Source organism: Streptomyces sp. NBC_00400 (assembly GCF_036048035.1).
In the GTDB taxonomy this organism is placed as follows: Bacteria; Actinomycetota; Actinomycetes; order Streptomycetales; family Streptomycetaceae; genus Streptomyces.
On the sequence record NZ_CP107940.1, the window covers coordinates 898,208 to 916,209 of the forward strand.

Consider the following 18,002-nt stretch of genomic DNA (forward strand, 5'->3'; position numbering starts at 1 on the left):
GGCGGCGGGAGCGGGATCAGGTCCCGCCGCGGCGGCGGAGGGGGTCAGGGCCCGCTGTCGGCCGCCGTCCGGTGTGCGGCGGCCCGGCGGACGAAGAGCTCGTAGAGATCGCGGGCGGCCTTGGGGAGGGAGCCGGAGCGGCGGCGCTGGATCACCATCATGACGTCGGTGCGGTCGGCGGCCAGGGGCCGGTAGGTGATGGTGCCGCTGCGTTCCAGCGGGTCGCCGATGATGCTGAAGTCGGGCAGGACCGTGGCGCCCAAGCCCTCGGCGACCATCAGCTTGCCCATTTCGGCGCCGTCGGTGGAGTAGGAGAAGGAGGGCGTGCGGCCCTTGAGGAGCCGGTGGACGAAACGGTGCATGACATAGCCGGACCGCATCACGATCAGCGGCTGGGCCAGCAGCTCGGTCACCGAGACCTCGCTCAGCTCCGCCAGCGGACCATCCGGCCGGATGCACACCACCGGCCGGCCCCGCAGGAGTTCGGTGGTGTGGAGGTCCGGCGGGAGGTCGTCGCCGCGCAGGTAGTTGACGAGTCCCAGGTCGAGGCTGCCTTCCAGCAGCGCGCGGTGGATCTCGGCCTGCTGGGCGCCGATCACCTCGACCTGGGTCAGCGGATGCCCGGACCGGAACTCGCGGATGGCCGGGACCAGCAGCGGAACCGTGGCGGCGTTGACCGTACCCAGCCGCACCATCCGGCTGATGTGGTGCTGGTCGTCCGCGGCCCGGCGCAGCTTGTCGACCGCATCGAGCACCCCGACGATATGCGGCAGCAGCTCCCGGCCATCGTCGCTGATCTTCGCTCCGGAGCGCTTGCGGTCGAGGATGTCCACACCGAGCTCGCGTTCCAGATTGCGGACGGTTTCACTCAATGCGGGCTGTGACAGATGGAGTTCTTCGGCGGCTCTGCGCAGTGACCCGAGGCGGGTGACGGCCGCTATGTATTCGAGTTGTTCGATCCGCACGGAATGCGCACCCCCGGCGATCCGGTACCGCGGGTGAACCTCACTGGATTCACCCGCCTTTGAGGACTTCCCCGGGGAATCTTCCCCCTGTTCAAGGGCGACCCTATCACCACCTCGCTTCTGCCGTATCGACGCTTCGTATCCCGCCCGCTAAACTCGACGGCGAGGCGGCTGCATTGACCGGAAAGAGCGGCAAGAGCCGTCCCCAATTGGCCGGCACGGCACATTTGTTGCGAGGAGGTGACGCGTTCATGAACGGGCAACGAAAGCAGCTCACCCAGCGGCGTCACATCGATCTCGCACGGATCTCCAGCTCACTCTGTCGCGGTGTCGCCGGCGAGCGCTGACGGCGGAGAGCACTGACGGCTGAGCGCACTGACGGCTGAGCGCACTACCGCACCGGTCTTTGCTTTCTTTACCGGAAGACATTCCGCGGTGATCGCCGGGCGTCGCATCACCACGTCGTCGCATCACTGCATCACCGGACGGGGTGGACGCCCTTTTCGCCAGCTGCTCCGCACCCTTTCGTCACCATCTCCGCGCCTTTCCGTACGGACTGCGCGCGATTGCTGTGATTCGCCTTCTTGCACGGTTTTCTTCACCACCGGGAGATCCTGATGTCCGACCTGCCCGCCCCCGGGCCCGCACGTTTCGCCTATTGGGTGCCCAATGTCAGTGGCGGCCTGGTGACCAGCACCATCGAGCAGCGCACCGACTGGGGTTACGATTACAACCGCAAGCTGGCAGTGCTGGCCGAGAACAACGGGTTTGAGTATGCGCTGAGCCAGGTTCGCTATATGGCCAGTTACGGCGCTGAATTCCAGCACGAGTCCACGAGTTTCAGCCTCGCGCTCCTGCTCGCCACCGAACGGCTCAAGGTGATCGCCGCCGTGCATCCGGGGCTGTGGCACCCGGGTGTGCTGGCGAAGCTCGGCGCCACCGCCGATCAGCTCTCCGGCGGGCGGTTCGCGGTGAACGTCGTCAGCGGCTGGTTCAAGGGCGAGTTCAGCGCGCTCGGGGAACCCTGGCTGGAGCACGATGAGCGCTACCGGCGTGCGGAGGAGTTCATTCAGGCGTTGCGCACCATCTGGACCGAGGACCATGCCGAACTGGCCGGGGACTTCTACCGGATCCGGGCCTTCTCGCTCAAGCCGAAGCCGATCGGCTCCACCGGGCGCCCGCATCCCGAGATCTTCCAGGGCGGCAACTCCACCGCCGCTCGGTCGATGGCCGGCCGGGTGTCCGACTGGTACTTCAGCAACGGCAAGGACTTCGCCGGCGTCACCGAACAGCTCGCGGACGTCCGGGCGTCGGCCGCCACCGCGGGCCGGCCGGCCCCCCGCTTCGGGCTGAACGGCTTTCTGATCGCGCGGGACACCGAGGCCGAGGCCCGGGAAGTGCTGCGGGAGATCATCGCCAAGGCGGACACCGAGGCGGTGCACGGCTTCGGTGCGGCGGTCAGGCAGGCCGGGCAGTCCACGGCCGATGGCACCGGTATGTGGCAGGACTCCTCTTTCGAGGACCTGGTCCAGTACAACGACGGCTTCCGTACGGGCCTGATCGGCACTCCCGAGCAGATCGCCGAGCGGATCGTGGCGTACAAGCGGCTGGGCGTGGACCTCTTCCTGCTCGGGTTCCTCCACTACCTGGAGGAGGTCGAGTACTTCGGCGAGCGGGTGCTCCCGCTGGTGCGCGAGCTGGAGGCACAGGAAGAGGGGCAGGACTCCGCACCCCCCGGTCTCCCACACTCCGCACTCCCCTCACTCCCCCCACTCCCCTAACTCCCCCACTCCGTACTCCCTCTCGTACTTCGAGGTGATCCCCTTCATGGCCACCGTCCTGTCCGTCTCCGGCAGCCCCTCCGCGACCTCACGTACCGCCCGTCTGTTGCGGCATCTGGACGCCCGGCTCACCGAGGAGGGGCACGACGTCCTTCCGCTGGACGTCCGCACCCTGCCCGCCGAGGCGCTGCTGGGTGCCGACTTCGGCCATCCGGCGATCGTCGAGGCCACCGAGCTGTTCGCCCGCGCCGACGGTGTCGTGATCGGCACCCCGGTCTACAAGGCCGCCTACTCCGGTCTGCTCAAGTCGCTGCTGGACCTGCTGCCGCAGTACGCGCTGACGGGCAAGACCGTGCTGCCACTGGCCACCGGCGGCAGCACCGCCCATGTCCTGGCGATCGACTACGCACTGCGGCCGGTGCTCTCGTCCATGGGAGCCGCGCATATCGTCCAGGGCTGGTTCGTCCTCGACCGGCATCTGGCCGTACGGGAGGACGGCGCGCTGACCGTCGAACCGGGCGCGCAGGAGGGGCTCGACCAGGTTCTGGCCCAGTTCTCCGGTGCGCTCGGGCGCAGCCCGCTGCTGTCCGTCGCGAGCTGACCGCCGCTGCCCCGCCCAGCCCTCCTGCCCTCCTGCCCTCCTGCCCTCCTGTCCCCTTCCCCCTTGTCCCCACCCAGCCCTCCTGTCTCACCATCCCCTTCCCCCCTGTCCCCGCCTCTTCCACACTCCCCTGGAGGCAGCACCATGACCGCTCCACCGCGGCCCGCCACCGCTCATGTGATCGCCGATGACGCCGAGGCCCTGGCGGTCGCGACGGAACTGGCCGAGGAGTTCCGGGCGGGTGCCGCGGAGCGGGACGCCGCCCGCCGGCTGCCGCACGCCGAGCTGGCGCGGCTGTCGGCGAGCGGGCTGCCGGCCATCACCGTGCCGCGGTCCCACGGGGGTGCGCAGGTGCGGACCGAGACGCTGGCCGAGGTGGTGCGGCTGCTGGCGACCGGGGACGCCAGCCTGTCCCAGATCCCGCAGAGCCACTTTGTGTACCTGGAGGTGCTGCGCCGTCAGGGCACCGCTGAGCAGCAGGACTTCTTCTTCGGCGAGGTGCTGGCGGGACGGCTGCTGGGCAATGCACAGTCGGAGGCGGGGACCCGGCATGTGCAGGACATCCGTACCCGGCTGGTGCCGTCGGCGGACGGGGCGTATGTGCTGAGCGGGGTGAAGCACTATGCGACCGGCGCGCTGTTCGCCGACTGGATCCCGGTGCTGGCGCGCGGCCGGGACGAGGCGCTTCATGTGGCGTATGTGCCCAAGGAGGCACCGGGGGTGCGGATCGTCGACGACTGGGACGGGATGGGGCAGCGGACCACCGCCAGCGGCACGGTGCACCTGGTGGACGTGACGGTGCCGGCCGACCGGGTCGTCCCGCATCACCTCACCTTCCGGGGCCCTCAACTGCACGGTGCGGTGGCCCAGTTGCTGCATGCCGCGATCGACGCCGGGATCGCCTCCGGTGCGCTGACCGAGGCCGCCGTCTTCGTACGCACCAAGAGCCGGCCGTGGTTCGAGAGCGGCCTCGACAGCGCGGCCGAGGATCCCCTGCTGATCCAGCGGTTCGGGGAACTGGCGGTACGGGTGCGGGCCGCCGGGTCACTGCTGTCCTCGGCGGCGCGGACGGTGGACAGCGCGGCGCAGGTGCTCACCGACGACTCGGCGGCGGAGGCGTCGATCGCGGTGGCCGCGGCGAAGGTGGTGGCCGCAGAGGCCGCGGTGGAAACCGGCAGTGCGCTGTTCGAGGTGGCCGGAACCCGGGCCGCCCTGGACGGACTGAACCTTCACCGGCACTGGCGGGACGCCCGCACCCACACCCTGCACGACCCGGTCCGCTGGAAGGTTCAGCACATCGGCCGCTACGTCCTCAACGGCACCCGCCCGCCCCGGCACGGTCTGCTCTGACGTCCGACGGCCGATGCCCAACACCCGGCCCCGGCCCGCCCCCACACCCCCGTAGTCCTCCCCTCCCCTGTTCCCCCTTCCCCCTTCCCCCTTCCCCCTTCCCCCTTCCCCCTTCCCTGCTTCCCCTCTCGCCTCTTCTCCCCCTCGTCTTCGGAGCCCGTATGCCCTCCCTCACCTTCCACTGGTTCCTGCCCACCTACGGTGACAGCCGGCATGTCGTCGGCGGCGGCCATGGCGTGCCCACCGGGTCCGCCGGCGGGGAGCGGCCCGCCACCCTCGGCTACCTCACGCAGATCGCCCGCGCCGCCGAGGACCTGGGCTTCGAAGGGGCGCTCACCCCCACCGGGGCCTGGTGCGAGGACGCCTGGCTCACCACGGCCATGCTGGCCCGCGAGACCGAACGGCTGAAGTTCCTGGTGGCATTCCGGCCGGGGATCATCGCGCCGACGCTGGCCGCCCAGATGGCCGCCACCTTCCAGCGGCACTCCGGCGGACGGCTGCTGCTGAATGTGGTCACCGGGGGCGAGAGCCATGAGCAGCGCGCGTACGGAGACTTCCTGGCCAAGGACGACCGGTACGCCCGGACCGGTGAATTCCTGGACATCGTCCGGGAGTTGTGGGACGGGAAGACGGTGGACTTCACCGGGGAGCAGCTGCGGGTGGCGGGCGCCCGGCTGGCCCGGGTGCCCGATCCGGTGCCTGCGGTGTACTTCGGCGGGTCCTCCCCGGCCGCCGGAGAGGTGGCCGCGCGCGCCGCCGACGTCTATCTGACCTGGGGCGAGCCGCCGGCCGAGGTCGAGCGGAAGATCGCCTGGGTCCGGGAGCTGGCCGGCCGCGCCGGGCGCCGGGTGCGGTTCGGCATCCGGCTGCATGTGATCACCCGGGACACCGCGGAGGCGGCCTGGGCCGAGGCGCAGCGGCTGCTGGACGGCTTCAGCCCGGAGGCGATACGTACCGTGCAGGCGGGGCTGGCCCGCAGCGAATCGGAGGGGCAGCGCCGGATGCTGGCGCTGCACGGCGGCCGCACCGACGGGCTGGAGATCGCACCGAATCTGTGGGCCGGAATCGGGCTCGTACGGGGCGGGGCGGGCACCGCGCTGGTGGGCAGCCATGCGGAGGTGGCGGAGCGGATCGTGGAGTATCAGCGGCTGGGAATCGAGGAGTTCATCCTCTCCGGGCACCCTCATGTCGAGGAGGCGTACTGGTTCGGGGAGGGGGTGCTGCCGGTGTTGCGGGACGCCGGGCTGTGGCGGCATCCGGCAGCTCGGGACGAGGGTTCCACGGCCGCCGCCCAGATCCCGTTCGCCGCCGGGGCGGGCCGCTGACCCCTGGGCACCTGGGCCGGGCGGCCGCTGGGCAGCACCCCGCGGCGCCCCGGCCCCATCCTCCTCATCCGGCTGCGCCGTGCCGCCGCACATGATTCGCTGGGCTGATCCCCCCACCGCCAGGCACGTCGCCCGCAGCAGGAGGACCAGTGACCGGCACCTCGCCGCACGCGCCGCACCACACGTCGTACGGACCACCACCCCGGAACGCCGACGCACCGCCGACCCGCTCCACTGACGCACCGTCATCCCGGAGCGCCGACGGAACGGACACCACACCGCACCACACCGCCCAGGACCAGCACCCCCCGTACTACGAGGACCGCTCACCGGGAAGCGGGGCCCTGCCGCCGCGCGCCTGGTACCCGAGGTCGGATGCCGCCCGCCTGTCGCTGCACGGGCGCTGGCGGTTCCGGCTCTCGGCGGGCGCCACCGCCGAGGACGACTCGTTCGCCCGCCCGGACTTCGACGCTGCGCACTGGCCGGAGCTGCGGGTGCCCGGCCACTGGGCGCTCCAGGGACGCTTCGCCTCCGACGGCTCCTACGAGGGCAGCGGCACCGCGCGGCCGATCGGAACACCCGCGTACACCAACACCGCCTACCCCTTCCCGGTCGATCCGCCGCGGGTGCCGGACGAGAACCCGACGGGCGATCACCGGCAGGTCTTCGATCTGCCCGAGGGGTGGGGCGAGGGCCCCGCGGTGCTGCACTTCGCCGGGGTGGAATCCTGCGCCCGGGTCTGGCTCAACGGCCAGGAGCTGGGCCACTTCAAGGGCAGCCGGCTGCCGCATGAATTCGAGGTCGGGCCGCTGCTGCGGCCGCGCGGCAATGTGCTGGCGGTACGCGTCCACCAGTGGTCGTCGGGCAGCTATCTGGAGGACCAGGACCAGTGGTGGCTGCCGGGCATCTTCCGGGAGGTCATGCTGCACCGCCGTCCGGAGGGGGCGGTCGCCGATCACTTCGTCCACGCCGGGTTCGATCACGTCACGGGCCACGGCACGCTGCGGGTGGAGTCCGAGCCGGAAGGCCGGGTGACGGTCCCGGCGCTCGGCCTCGACCTGGCGACCGGCCAGAGCGCGACGGTACCGGTGCGCCCCTGGACGGCCGAGGCGCCGCACCTCTACGACGGGGAGCTGGTGACCTCCGGTGAACGGGTCCCGCTGCGCATCGGGTTCCGTACCGTCTGCGTCGAGGACGGACTGCTGAAGGTCAACGGACGCCGGATCCTGCTGCGCGGCGTCAATCGCCATGAGTTCCATCCGCGCTACGGACGGGCCGTCGGCCCCGAGACGATGCGCCACGATCTGCTGCTGATGAAGCAGCACCACATCAACGCGGTGCGCACCAGCCACTATCCGCCGCACCCCGCCTTCCTCGGCCTCTGCGACGAGCTGGGCCTGTGGGTGGTCGAGGAGTGCGATCTGGAGACCCACGGGTTCGGCGGGCAGGGCTGGCGGGACAATCCGGTGGATGACGCGCGCTGGGAACCGGCGTTGCTCGACCGGGCCCGGCGGATGGTCGAGCGGGACAAGAACCACCCCGCCGTCGTGCTGTGGTCGCTGGGAAACGAGTGCGGTACGGGGCGCGGGCTGTCCGCCATGGCCGCCTGGATGCGTGAGCGCGACCCGTCCCGGCCGCTGCACTACGAGGGCGACCCCAGCTGCGCCGACACCGATGTCTACTCCCGGATGTATGCCGACCACGCCGAGGTGGAGCGCATCGGGCGGCGCGCCGAGGCGCCGCTGTCCGATCCGGGGCTGGACGCCCGACGGCGTCAACTCCCCTTCCTCCTCTGCGAGTACGCGCATGCGATGGGAAACGGGCCGGGCGGGCTGAGCGAGTACCAACGGCTGTTCGAGCGCTATGAACGCTGCCAGGGCGGTTTCGTCTGGGAGTGGATCGACCACGGGCTGCGGCAGCGTACGCCCGCCGGTGAGGTGTTCCACGCCTATGGCGGAGACTTCGGGGAGGAGCTGCACGACGGGAACTTCGTCTGCGACGGCCTGGTCTTTCCCGACCGGGTGCCCTCCCCGGGCCTGCTGGAGTTCAAGAAGGTCGTCGAACCGGTACGGATCGAGGCCGGGGCCCACGAGGCCGGGGCCGGGGCCGGGGCCCACGAGGCCGGCACGGCGAGCGCGCTCCGGATCACCAATCTGTACGACTTCGCCGGCCTGAGCCACCTCGGCTTCCACTGGAGCTACGAGGTGGACGGTGAGCCGCGCGGTCACGGCCGGCTCACCGTGCCGCCGTTGGGGCCCGGCGAGTCGGCCGTGGTGGCGCTGCCGGCGCCGCCGGTCGGGCCGGACACCGAGGGCACCAGGGGCACCAGGGGCGACGAGGGCGAAGCGCTCTGGACCATCCGGGCCGTGCTGGACGAGGACACCCCCTGGGCCTCCGCCGGGCACGAGATCGCCTGGGGCCAGCTGCCGGCCGCCCCGCGCCCCGCCGTCACTCCCCCGGCCGCCACCGCTACGCCGCGCCGTGGTGAGGGCAATGTGATCGTCCTCGGCCCGGGGACCTTCGACGCGGGGACGGGGGCGCTGGCCTATCTGGACGGGGTACGGATCGGCGGCCCCCGGCTGGATGTCTGGCGGGCGCCGACCGACAACGACGAGGCCGCGCCCTGGCAGCCGGGGCCGCGACCGGCCACCGAGTGGCGGCGGATCGGCCTGCACCGGATGCGGCACCGCGTCGATGCCGTCGAGACCGGCCCGGACACCGTGGTCGCACGGTCCCGGGTCGCCCCGGCCGGGTCGCCGCTGGCGCTGCACACGGTCTACCGCTGGACGGCACAACGGGAACTGCTGAGGCTGGAGTTGAGCGTCGACCCCGAGGGTGACTGGCCGGTGCCACTGCCCCGGCTCGGGGTGCGGATGCGGGTGTGCGGCAGCCTGGGTCTGGTCCGGTGGTTCGGCGGCGGGCCGGGCGAGGGCTATCCGGACACCCTGGCGGCCGCCCGGGTCGGCCGCTGGTCGATGCCGGTGGACGCCCTGCAGACGCCGTATGTGCGGCCGCAGGAGAACGGTGCGCGGCCCGGTGTGCGCTGGGCGGAGCTGACCCGTTCGGACGGCTCGGGCCTGCGGATCGAGGGCGATCCGGACTTCTTCCTCACCGCCCGCCGGTGGACGACCGAGGAGCTGGCCGCGGCCCGCCACACCACGGATCTGCGGCCCGGCGAGGACCTGTGGCTCCATCTCGACCATGCCCAGCACGGCATCGGCAGCCAGTCGTGCGGGCCGGGGGTACTGCCGCAGCACCGGTTGGAGGCGGCGCCGGCGCGGTTCTCGTTCGTGTTCTCGTCGCTGCACTGAGCACGCGCCGGACGTGGCGCCGGCCGGACACCGGCCGTGCGCCACTGCGGCCAGGGGCGTTGTCACCGGTCGGCGATACGATCCGGGTGAGGCGTGAGCACCCACGCGTCCCGCAGCACCGAGAGGCTTCGCATCATGGTCAGCACGTCCCCGCCGCTCGCCGACGCCCTCGCCGCGGGGCCGGTGGTCCTCGACGGCGGGCTGTCCCATCAGCTGGAGGCCGCCGGGCACGACCTCGGCGACGCGCTGTGGTCGGCCCGGCTGCTGGCCGAGGAGCCGGAAGCCGTGGTGCGGGCGCATCTGGCGTACTACGAGGCCGGGGCGCAGGTCGCGATCACCTCCAGCTATCAGGCGACGTTCGAGGGGTTCGCGCGGCGCGGTATCGGCGAGGAGCGGGCCGCGGCGCTGCTCGGCCGGAGTGTGGAGCTGGCCCGCGAGGCGGCCCGGCGGGCGTCGGCCGCCGGCGTTGCCGGGCCGCTGTATGTGGCCGCTTCGGCGGGCCCGTACGGGGCGATGCTGGCGGACGGGTCCGAGTACCGCGGCCGGTACGGCCTGTCGGTGGACGAGCTGGAGCGGTTCCACCGGCCGCGTCTGGAGGTGCTGGCCGCGGCGCGGCCCGATGTGCTGGCGCTGGAGACGGTGCCGGATGCCGACGAGGCCCGTGCGCTGCTGCGGGCGGTGCGCGGACTGGGTGTGCCGGCCTACCTGTCGTACAGCGTGGCGGGGAACCGTACCCGGGCCGGGCAGCCGCTGACGGAGGCGTTCGCGGTGGCGGCCGAGGCGGATGAGGTGATCGCGGTGGGGGTGAACTGCTGCGCACCGGAGGATGCGGACCGGGCGGTGCGGTCGGCGGCACAGGTCACGGGCAAGCCGGTGGTGGTCTACCCCAACAGCGGGGAGAGCTGGGACGCCGGGGCGCGGGCCTGGCGCGGCGAGGCGGCGTTCCGCGCGGACCGGGTCGCGGCCTGGGCGGCGGACGGTGCCCGGCTCATCGGCGGCTGCTGCCGGGTGGGCCCGGACGCCATTGCCGAGCTGGCGGCCGGGCTCGGCCGCTGACGCGGCGGCCCGGATGCGGGCCGAAGGCGTTACACAGACGCAACCGACGCGGCGGCGACAGAGCCCCGGGCCGATGGCAGGATGCAGCCACATCGCAGCACGCACGGCTTGGTTGATGTTCATCCTGCCCCTGGAGGGCCTGTGTCCGCTCGCTCCGCGTTGCCTGTCATAGCCGTCGCCACAGCCGTCGCCGTTCTGGCGGGGTGCAGCAGCACCACGTCCGGCGGGAAGAAGGGTTCCGGCGGCCTGGAACTGGTCTCCTCCGGGACCTTGAAGACCTGCACCCACCTTCCCTACGCGCCGTTCCAGGTGAAGAAGGACGGCAAGGTCGTCGGGTTCGATGTGGATCTGGTGGACCTGGTCGCCAAGGATCTGGGCGTGAAGCAGGAGATCGTCAATACGCCCTTCGAAGGCATTGAGACCGGCCAGGATTTCACGATCCGCAAATGCGATCTGGCCGCCGCCGGCATGACGATCACGCCCGCGCGGGACAAGGTCATGGATTTCTCCGACCCGTATTTCAATGCCACCCAGGCGCTGCTGACGAAGAAGGGCAAGCCCTTCAAGAAGGTCGAGGACCTCAAGGGCAAGAAGCTCGGTTACCAGAAGGCCACCACCGGCGGGATCTACGCCAAGAAGCACGGCACCGGCGTCGAGCTGGTGGAGTTCGAGGATCTGGGGCTGCTGCTGACCGCCGTGAAGTCCGGCCAGGTCGATGCCGGCATCAATGACAACGGCGTGCTCTTCGACTATGTGAAGCAGAATCCGGACACCGCGGTCACCGCGGAATTCAATACCGGCGAGCACTACGGCATCGGTGTGCGCACCGGGAACGACGCACTGCGGAAGAAGATCAACGCGGTGATCAAGAAGGCGAAATCCGACGGGAGTTACGACCGGATCTACAAGAAGTGGTTCGGCACCACCCCGCAGAGCTGAGGCCCGCCGTCATGTCCGTCATGTCCTTGTCGAAACGACAGCGCGCCCGGGTGATCCGCGGCGTGCAGTACGGCGTCCTGGTCCTCGCCGTGGTGGTCTTCGCGCTGATCGCCGACTGGCATCAGCTGCGGATGGCGTTCTTCGACGTGGAGGTCGCGAAGGCGCTGTTCCCCGACATCATCACCACGGCGCTGGTCAACACCGTCCTCTACACCCTGCTCGGCTTCGGTTTCGGTCTGGCGCTGGGGCTGGTGCTCGCCCTGATGCGACTCTCCTCGGTGCCGCCCTACCGCTGGATCGCGGTCACCTATATCGAGTTCTTCCGCGGGATCCCCTGTCTGCTGGTGTTCATCGCGCTCGGCTTCGGTGTGCCGCTGGCCTTCGAGGTCGCGCTCGATATGAACGTCACGGTCATGCTGTCGCTCGGGCTGGTGGGCGCGGCGTATATGGCGGAGACCATCCGGGCGGGTATTCAGGCGGTCCCCAAGGGGCAGACGGAGGCGGCGCGTTCCCTGGGGATGTCGCACGGCCGGGCGATGATCTCGATCGTCATTCCGCAGGCGTTCCGCATCGTGCTGCCGCCGCTGACCAATGAACTGATCCTGTTGACCAAGGATTCGTCGCTGGTGTATCTGCTGGGGCTCTCCCTCACCCAGTTCGAGCTGGCCAACTTCGGGCGCGATGCGCTCAATGAGCACAAGAGCCTGACCCCGATCCTGATCGCCGGGCTGCTCTATCTCGTGATCACCCTCCCGCTCGGCCAACTGGTCCGTCGGCTGGAGGCCCGTACGGCGAAGGCCAGGTGAGCGGCGTGACGACCGACCAGGCGGCACCGGGGACGACCGATGCGAAGGCCATCGACGTCCAGAGCCTGCGCAAGGCGTTCGGTGAGCTGGAGGTGCTGCGCGGGATCGACTTCTCGGTGGCGCGCGGTGAGGTGGTGTGTGTCATCGGGCCCTCGGGGTCCGGGAAGTCGACCCTGCTGCGCTGTGTGAATCTGCTGGAGGAGCCGAGCGCGGGCCGGGTCATGGTGGCCGGCACCGAGGTGACCGACCCGGACGTGGACATCGACCGGGTCCGGCAGCGGATCGGGATGGTCTTCCAGGCCTTCAACCTCTTTCCGCATCTGACCGCGCTGGAGAATCTGACGATTGCCCAGCGGCGGGTGCTGCGCCGTGACCGCGCCGAGGCGGAGCGGATCGCCCGCGCCAACCTCGAACGGGTCGGGCTCAGTGACAAGGCGGCTGCCTATCCGGCGCAGTTGTCCGGCGGGCAGCAACAACGGGTGGCCATCGCCCGTGCGCTGTCCATGGACCCGGAGCTGATGCTCTTCGACGAGCCGACCTCGGCGCTGGACCCGGAGCTGGTCGGCGATGTGCTGGCGGTGATGCGGGGGCTGGCGCAGGAGGGCATGACGATGCTCGTCGTCACCCATGAGATGAGCTTTGCGCGGGAGGTCGCCGACCGGGTGGTGTTCATGGACGGCGGGGTGATCGTCGAGCAGGGCACTCCCGAGCAGGTGGTGGGCGCCCCTCGGCACGAGCGGACCAGGACGTTCCTGGCGCGGGTGCTGGATCCGGCCGCCGCCGAGGTCGGCGAGGTCACGGACTCCGGCGCGGCCGGCAAGCGCATCGATCGCTGACCGGCCGATGACGGCGGTTGCGGTGCCGGCTCAGGAAAGCGGCTTGGTGAGCTTCCTGGTGCCGGTGCTGTTGCCCGCCAGACTGCAGCTGATGGTCCTGATGCCGATCTTGTAGCCGTCGAGGGTGGGGTACTGGACGAAGGTGCCCTCGGCGGTCCCGGCGGGCTGCCGGGCCGCCTTGCTCTCCAGCTCGTTGCGGCACAGCGAGGACGCCTTGGCCCTGATGCCGGCTTCGTTCGTCAGGCCGGATGCGAGCCGGTGGGTGGTGACGACCTCGGCGTCGTGCGGGCCGTTGCAGGAGGCCTTGTCGTTGTTGCCGCCACCGCCCGGTGGGCGGTCGTAGCAGTCGCCGGCCGTCAGCAGATAGAACGGGATCTTGGTGTCGGTGGGCGTCGGCGTACTGCTCTCGAAGGCGCTGTCGGTGGGCGTCCCGGCGGGGGTGGGAGTGTCGGAGGGCGTCGCGGACGCGCTCTCGGACGGCGAGGCGCCGGCACTCGAACCGGGCGACTGGGCACGGTTGTTGCTGCTGCCGCCGCCGGTGTTGACCACGATGACGGTGATGACGGCGGCCAGCACGACCACACCGGCCCCGATGATCGCCGCGATGGTCTTGCCGTTGCCGCCACCGCCGGGCGGGCCGGGCGGCTGCTGCCAGCCGCCGGGGCCCCCGGGGCCGCCCGGGCCCGGAGGACCGTAGCCGCCCGCGGGCGGGCCGAAGCCACCGGGGGGCTGGTTGCCGCCCGCGGGCGGACCGTAGCCACCCGGGCCGTAACCGCCCTGGCCCTGACCGCTCGGGACGTAGCCACCAGCCGGTGGGCCATAGCCGCCCGGGTTGCCCTGCGGCGGCTGACTCGGCGGCGGAGGCGGAGGAAAACTCATGGTGAAATGATCGCTTCTTTGCTCGGTTTTCAGGGACTCGGTGACCAACCCGGAACATTCCGCGTCTGAAATCTCCGGCTCGTGGGCACCGTTGGCGACAGGCAGCAAGCCACCCTACGGCGCGGAGGTTTTCGTGTTCACCGACCTGCCCCTGGACGAGCTGCACCGCTACCGCCCGCCGCGCCCCGAGCCGGCCGGTTTTGACGCCTTCTGGCAGCGCACCCTCGACGAAGCCCGTGACCGTGACCTCGATGCACGCTTCACCGAGGTCGATGCGGGGCTGGCGCAGCTGCGCACCCATGACGTGACGTTCTCCGGCTTCGGCGGGCACCGTATCCGCGGCTGGTTCCTCCTCCCGCGCGCGGCCGGGGGGCCGCTGCCGTGCGTCGTGCAGTACCTCGGTTACGGCGGCGGCCGCGGGGCGGTGCACGACTGGCTGCTGTGGCCTTCCGCGGGGTACGCCACCCTCGTCATGGACACCCGTGGGCAGAGCGGCCCCAACCGGCCCGGTGATACCCCCGATCCGGTCGGCTCCGGCAATCCGGGCGTGCCCGGCAAGATGACCCAGGGGCTGCTCGACCCCGAGGACTACTACTACCGGCGGCTGTTCACCGACGCGGTACGGGCCGTGGAGGCGGCGCGGGGGCACGCGGCGGTGGACGCCGGCCGGATCGTGGTCGCCGGCGGCAGCCAGGGAGGTGCCGCCGCGCTGGCGACGGCGGGGCTGGTCCCCGGGCTGGCGGGCGCGTTGATCGATGTGCCGTTCCTGACCCATATCCGCCGGGCCGTCGCCATCACCGATTCCGGACCGTACGGCGAGCTCACCCGCTACTTCGCGGGTGCCCGGGGCCGTATCGACACCGCACTGCACACCCTGGACCACTTCGACGGCCTGAACTTCGCCGCCCGCGCCACCGCCCCGGCGCTCTTCGGCACGGCGCTGCGGGATGACGTGGTGCCGCCGTCCACCGGCTTCGCCGCGTACCACCACTACGCGGGCGTGAAGGAGCTGAAGGTATGGCGGTTCAATGCCCATGAAGGGGGCGGCGGCGAGCAGCGGGCAGCCGAAATAGCCTTTGTGCGCGAGCTGTTCGGCGGCTGAGCGGCCCGGCACGGCAGGCCGGGCCGGGCCGGGCCGGGCGGAGGTTCTCAGACACTCCCCAGCAGGTGCTCCAGCGCCAGCTGGTCCAGATGCTCGAAGGCCATCCCGCGGGCGGCCGCCGCCTCGGCGTCGAAGGTCTCGTAGGCGGCGTTGTCGGCGAGCAGTCCCGCGAGGCCGTCCTCGGCGGTGGGCCGGCTCAGCTGGTCCAGCCGCGCGGCGTGCAGCGCGTCCTGGACGGCAGGATCGGCCCGGAAGGCGGCGGCGCGCTCCCTGAGGATCAGATAGTTGCGCATACAGCCGGCCGCCGAGGTCCAGACACCGTCCAGGTCCTCGGTGCGCGGCGGCTTGAAGTCGAAGTGCCGCGGCCCGTCGTATCCGGCCGTCTCCAGCAGGTCGACCAGCCAGAAGGCGGACCGCAGATCACCCGCGCCGAAGCGCAGGTCCTGGTCGTACTTGACCCCGCTCTGGCCGTTGAGGTCGATATGGAAGAGCTTGCCCGCCCACAGCGCCTGGGCGATGCCGTGCGGGAAGTTCAGCCCGGCCATCTGCTCGTGCCCCACCTCGGGGTTGACGCCGTAGAGCTCGGGGCGCTCCAGCCGCTCGATGAAGGCGAGGGCGTGGCCGACGGTGGGCAGCAGGATGTCGCCGCGCGGCTCGTTGGGCTTGGGCTCGATGGCGAACCGCAGGTCGTAGCCCTGCTCGACGACGTACTGGCCGAGGAGGTCGAACGCCTCCTTCATCCGGTCCAGGGCGGCCCGTACGTCCTTGGCCGCGCCGGACTCCGCGCCCTCCCGTCCGCCCCAGGCGACATAGGTGCGGGCGCCCAGCTCGGCGGCGAGGTCGATATTGCGGAGGGTCTTGCGCAGGGCGTAGCGGCGGACGTCGCGGTCGTTGGCGGTGAAGGCGCCGTCCTTGAAGACGCGGTGGGTGAAGAGGTTGGTGGTGGCCATCGGCACGACCAGGCCGGTGGCGTCCAGCGCCGTGCGGAAGCGGGTGACGGCCGCCTGGCGCTCGGTGTCCCCGGCGCCGGACGGGATCAGATCGTCGTCGTGGAAGGTGACGCCCCACGCGCCGAGGCCGGCGAGGCGGTGGACCGATTCGACGGGGTCCAGGGCGCGGCGGGTGGCGTCACCGAAGGGGTCACGGCCCTGCCAGCCGACGGTCCACAGGCCGAAGCTGAACTTGTCCTCGGGCACGGGCTGGTGACTCATCGCGACTCCCGGTGATTTCGTCAACGCGCTTTACAAATTACGCCGCGGCCAAACTAATATGCGGCAGCACACCGGGGAACCCCCTGGACCGGAACCCTGGAGACGGGCCGCCGAGGGAGAGTGCACGATGGGCGCACAGGCAGCAGGACCGCTGGTCGTCGGGGTGGACAGCTCGACGCAGTCCACCAAGGCGCTGGTCGTGGACGCGGCGACCGGTGCGGTCGTGGCCCGGGGCCAGGCACCGCACACGGTCTCCGGCGGCAACGGCAAGGAGAGCGACCCCGCCCAGTGGTGGCGGGCGCTGGGCGAGGCGCTGGACCGGTGCGGCGACGCGGCGCGGCAGGCCTCGGCGGTCTCCGTCGGCGGACAGCAGCACGGGCTGGTCACCCTGGACGCGGCCGGTGAGCCGGTGCGCCCCGCCCTGCTGTGGAACGACGTACGGCCGGCCCCCCAGAGCGAGCGGCTGATCGCGGAGCTGGGCGGCGCGCGGGCCTGGGCCGAGCGGGTGGGAAGTGTGCCGGGGCCGGCGTTCACGGTGGCCAAGTGGGCCTGGCTGCGGGAGCACGAGCCGGCCGCGGCCGCCGCCACCGCCGCGGTGCGGCTGCCGCACGACTACCTCACCCAGCGCCTGACCGGCGAGTCCGTCACCGACCGCGGCGATGCGTCCGGGACGGGCTGGTGGGCGTCGTCCACCGGGTCCTACGACCCGGAGATCCTGGAGCACGTCGGACTGTCCCCCGAGGCGCTGCCGCGGGTGGCGCTCCCGGGCGAGGCCGCCGGGACGGTGCACGCCGGTGATCTGCCGCTGCCGCACGGCGCGTTGGTGGCCGCCGGGACGGGAGACAACATGGCCGCCGCGCTCGGGCTGGGCCTGCGTCCCGGGCAGCCGGTGCTGAGCCTGGGCACCTCGGGGACGGTGTATGCGGTCTCCACCCACCGGCCCGCCGATCCGACCGGCACCGTGGCGGGCTTCGCCGATGCCCGCGGCGACTGGCTGCCACTGGCCTGCACCCTGAACTGCACCCTCGCCGTGGACCGGGTGGCGGCGCTGCTGGGGCGCGACCGGGAGGCCGTGGAGGGCGGCGGGGAGGTGGTGATGCTGCCGTTCCTCGACGGGGAGCGCACCCCGAGCCTGCCCGGTGCCTCGGGCCTGGTGCACGGGCTGCGGCACGACACGACGGCCGGTCAGCTGCTCCAGGCGGCGTACGACGGCGCCGTGTTCGCGCTGCTGCAGGCCCTGGACCGGGTACTGGACGCGGATGCCGCGCCCGATACGCCGCTGCTGCTGATCGGCGGCGGGGCGAAGGGCCGGGCCTGGCGGGAGACCGTCCGCCGGATGTCGGGGCGCCCGGTGGTGGTGCCGAAGGCGCAGGAGCTGGTGGCGCTCGGCGCGGCGGCGCAGGCGGCCGGGCTGCTGCTGGAGGAGGACCCGGCGGCGGTGGCCCGTCGTTGGGGGACGGCGCGCGGCGCGGAGTACGAGGCGCAGCCGCGGGACGGTGCCGCCTGGGACCGGCTGGCGGCGACGCTCGCCGACGGCGGGGCACTACTGCGACGGTGACCGTGGCACCGCAGTCGTCCACCGGGAGGGACCGCGCTCCCGCCCGCACCCCTAGGGTCTGTCGTCACGCTCCCGTCGTACGCCCGAAGGGCGGGCCCCGCGGCGCCTGGTGCACTGCACTCGCTGCGCTCGCTCCGTCTCGGCTCCTTGATGAAGCCGGTGGATGCCGAGCGCGATCGCAAGGCGGAGGGTCGCCCCGGTACTGGGTGTACCGGGGTGATCCCGACAACGCGGATGGGGGTCCCCCCGCGCCGTTCAGGCGTGGGGGAGTGCGTGCCAGGC

General features: G+C 71.6%; 15 protein-coding genes. 12 read left to right on the forward strand and 3 right to left on the reverse strand.

The window, feature by feature from the left end:
* Positions 1-44: 44 nt before the first annotated feature.
* Complete coding sequence (locus OHS81_RS04075) at positions 45-965, reverse strand: LysR family transcriptional regulator (RefSeq protein ID WP_328382494.1); 921 nt, start codon at positions 963-965, stop codon at positions 45-47.
* 251 nt (positions 966-1,216) lie between these two features.
* Here OHS81_RS04075 and OHS81_RS04080 point away from each other — a divergent pair, with 251 nt between their 5' ends.
* The 10 genes from OHS81_RS04080 (at position 1,217) to OHS81_RS04125 (ending at position 12,970) form a co-directional block, all read left to right on the forward strand.
* Positions 1,217-1,312, forward strand: a complete 96-nt coding sequence (locus OHS81_RS04080; protein ID WP_328382496.1) for a putative leader peptide — start codon at positions 1,217-1,219, stop codon at positions 1,310-1,312.
* A gap of 270 nt (positions 1,313-1,582) precedes the next feature.
* The gene (sfnG, locus tag OHS81_RS04085; RefSeq protein WP_328382498.1) at positions 1,583-2,746 is read left to right on the forward strand and encodes a dimethylsulfone monooxygenase SfnG; all 1,164 of its coding nucleotides are present in this window, start codon (positions 1,583-1,585) and stop codon (positions 2,744-2,746) included.
* A gap of 46 nt (positions 2,747-2,792) precedes the next feature.
* Positions 2,793-3,347 (forward strand): NADPH-dependent FMN reductase, encoded by a 555-nt coding sequence (ssuE, locus tag OHS81_RS04090; RefSeq protein WP_328382500.1) that lies wholly within the window; start codon positions 2,793-2,795, stop codon positions 3,345-3,347.
* Positions 3,348-3,491: 144 nt separating this feature from the next.
* A complete protein-coding gene (locus tag OHS81_RS04095; RefSeq protein WP_328382502.1) occupies positions 3,492-4,697 on the forward strand; it encodes an SfnB family sulfur acquisition oxidoreductase in 1,206 nt (401 codons plus the stop codon).
* A 161-nt stretch (positions 4,698-4,858) separates the two neighbouring features.
* Positions 4,859-6,022 (forward strand): LLM class flavin-dependent oxidoreductase, encoded by a 1,164-nt coding sequence (locus OHS81_RS04100; protein WP_328382504.1) that lies wholly within the window; start codon positions 4,859-4,861, stop codon positions 6,020-6,022.
* Positions 6,023-6,171: 149 nt separating this feature from the next.
* The gene (locus OHS81_RS04105) at positions 6,172-9,333 is read left to right on the forward strand and encodes a glycoside hydrolase family 2 TIM barrel-domain containing protein (protein ID WP_328382506.1); all 3,162 of its coding nucleotides are present in this window, start codon (positions 6,172-6,174) and stop codon (positions 9,331-9,333) included.
* Between the two features lie 135 nt (positions 9,334-9,468).
* The gene (gene mmuM / locus OHS81_RS04110) at positions 9,469-10,389 is read left to right on the forward strand and encodes a homocysteine S-methyltransferase (protein ID WP_328382508.1); all 921 of its coding nucleotides are present in this window, start codon (positions 9,469-9,471) and stop codon (positions 10,387-10,389) included.
* Between the two features lie 141 nt (positions 10,390-10,530).
* Complete coding sequence (locus tag OHS81_RS04115) at positions 10,531-11,328, forward strand: basic amino acid ABC transporter substrate-binding protein (protein WP_328382510.1); 798 nt, start codon at positions 10,531-10,533, stop codon at positions 11,326-11,328.
* A 20-nt stretch (positions 11,329-11,348) separates the two neighbouring features.
* Positions 11,349-12,134: an amino acid ABC transporter permease gene (locus OHS81_RS04120; RefSeq protein ID WP_129298223.1), complete on the forward strand. Its 786-nt coding sequence runs from the start codon at positions 11,349-11,351 to the stop codon at positions 12,132-12,134.
* Positions 12,131-12,970, forward strand: coding sequence for an amino acid ABC transporter ATP-binding protein (locus OHS81_RS04125; RefSeq protein WP_328382514.1), 840 nt, complete (start codon positions 12,131-12,133; stop codon positions 12,968-12,970). Before OHS81_RS04120 ends, OHS81_RS04125 begins: the two co-directional genes overlap by 4 nt.
* 30 nt (positions 12,971-13,000) lie before the next feature.
* Here the strand turns inward: OHS81_RS04125 and OHS81_RS04130 are convergent, their stop codons facing one another.
* Positions 13,001-13,849, reverse strand: a complete 849-nt coding sequence (locus OHS81_RS04130) for a hypothetical protein (RefSeq protein WP_328382516.1) — start codon at positions 13,847-13,849, stop codon at positions 13,001-13,003.
* Positions 13,850-13,982: 133 nt separating this feature from the next.
* Between OHS81_RS04130 and OHS81_RS04135 the strand changes: the two genes are divergently transcribed.
* Complete coding sequence (locus tag OHS81_RS04135; protein ID WP_328382518.1) at positions 13,983-14,951, forward strand: acetylxylan esterase; 969 nt, start codon at positions 13,983-13,985, stop codon at positions 14,949-14,951.
* Between the two features lie 47 nt (positions 14,952-14,998).
* Here OHS81_RS04135 and xylA read toward each other — a convergent pair whose 3' ends face one another.
* On the reverse strand, positions 14,999-16,162 hold the full coding sequence (gene xylA, locus OHS81_RS04140) for a xylose isomerase (RefSeq protein WP_328382520.1): 1,164 nt from the start codon (positions 16,160-16,162) through the stop codon (positions 14,999-15,001).
* Between the two features lie 127 nt (positions 16,163-16,289).
* Between xylA and xylB the strand changes: the two genes are divergently transcribed.
* Positions 16,290-17,720, forward strand: a complete 1,431-nt coding sequence (gene xylB / locus OHS81_RS04145) for a xylulokinase (RefSeq protein WP_328382522.1) — start codon at positions 16,290-16,292, stop codon at positions 17,718-17,720.
* Positions 17,721-18,002 lie beyond the last annotated feature (282 nt).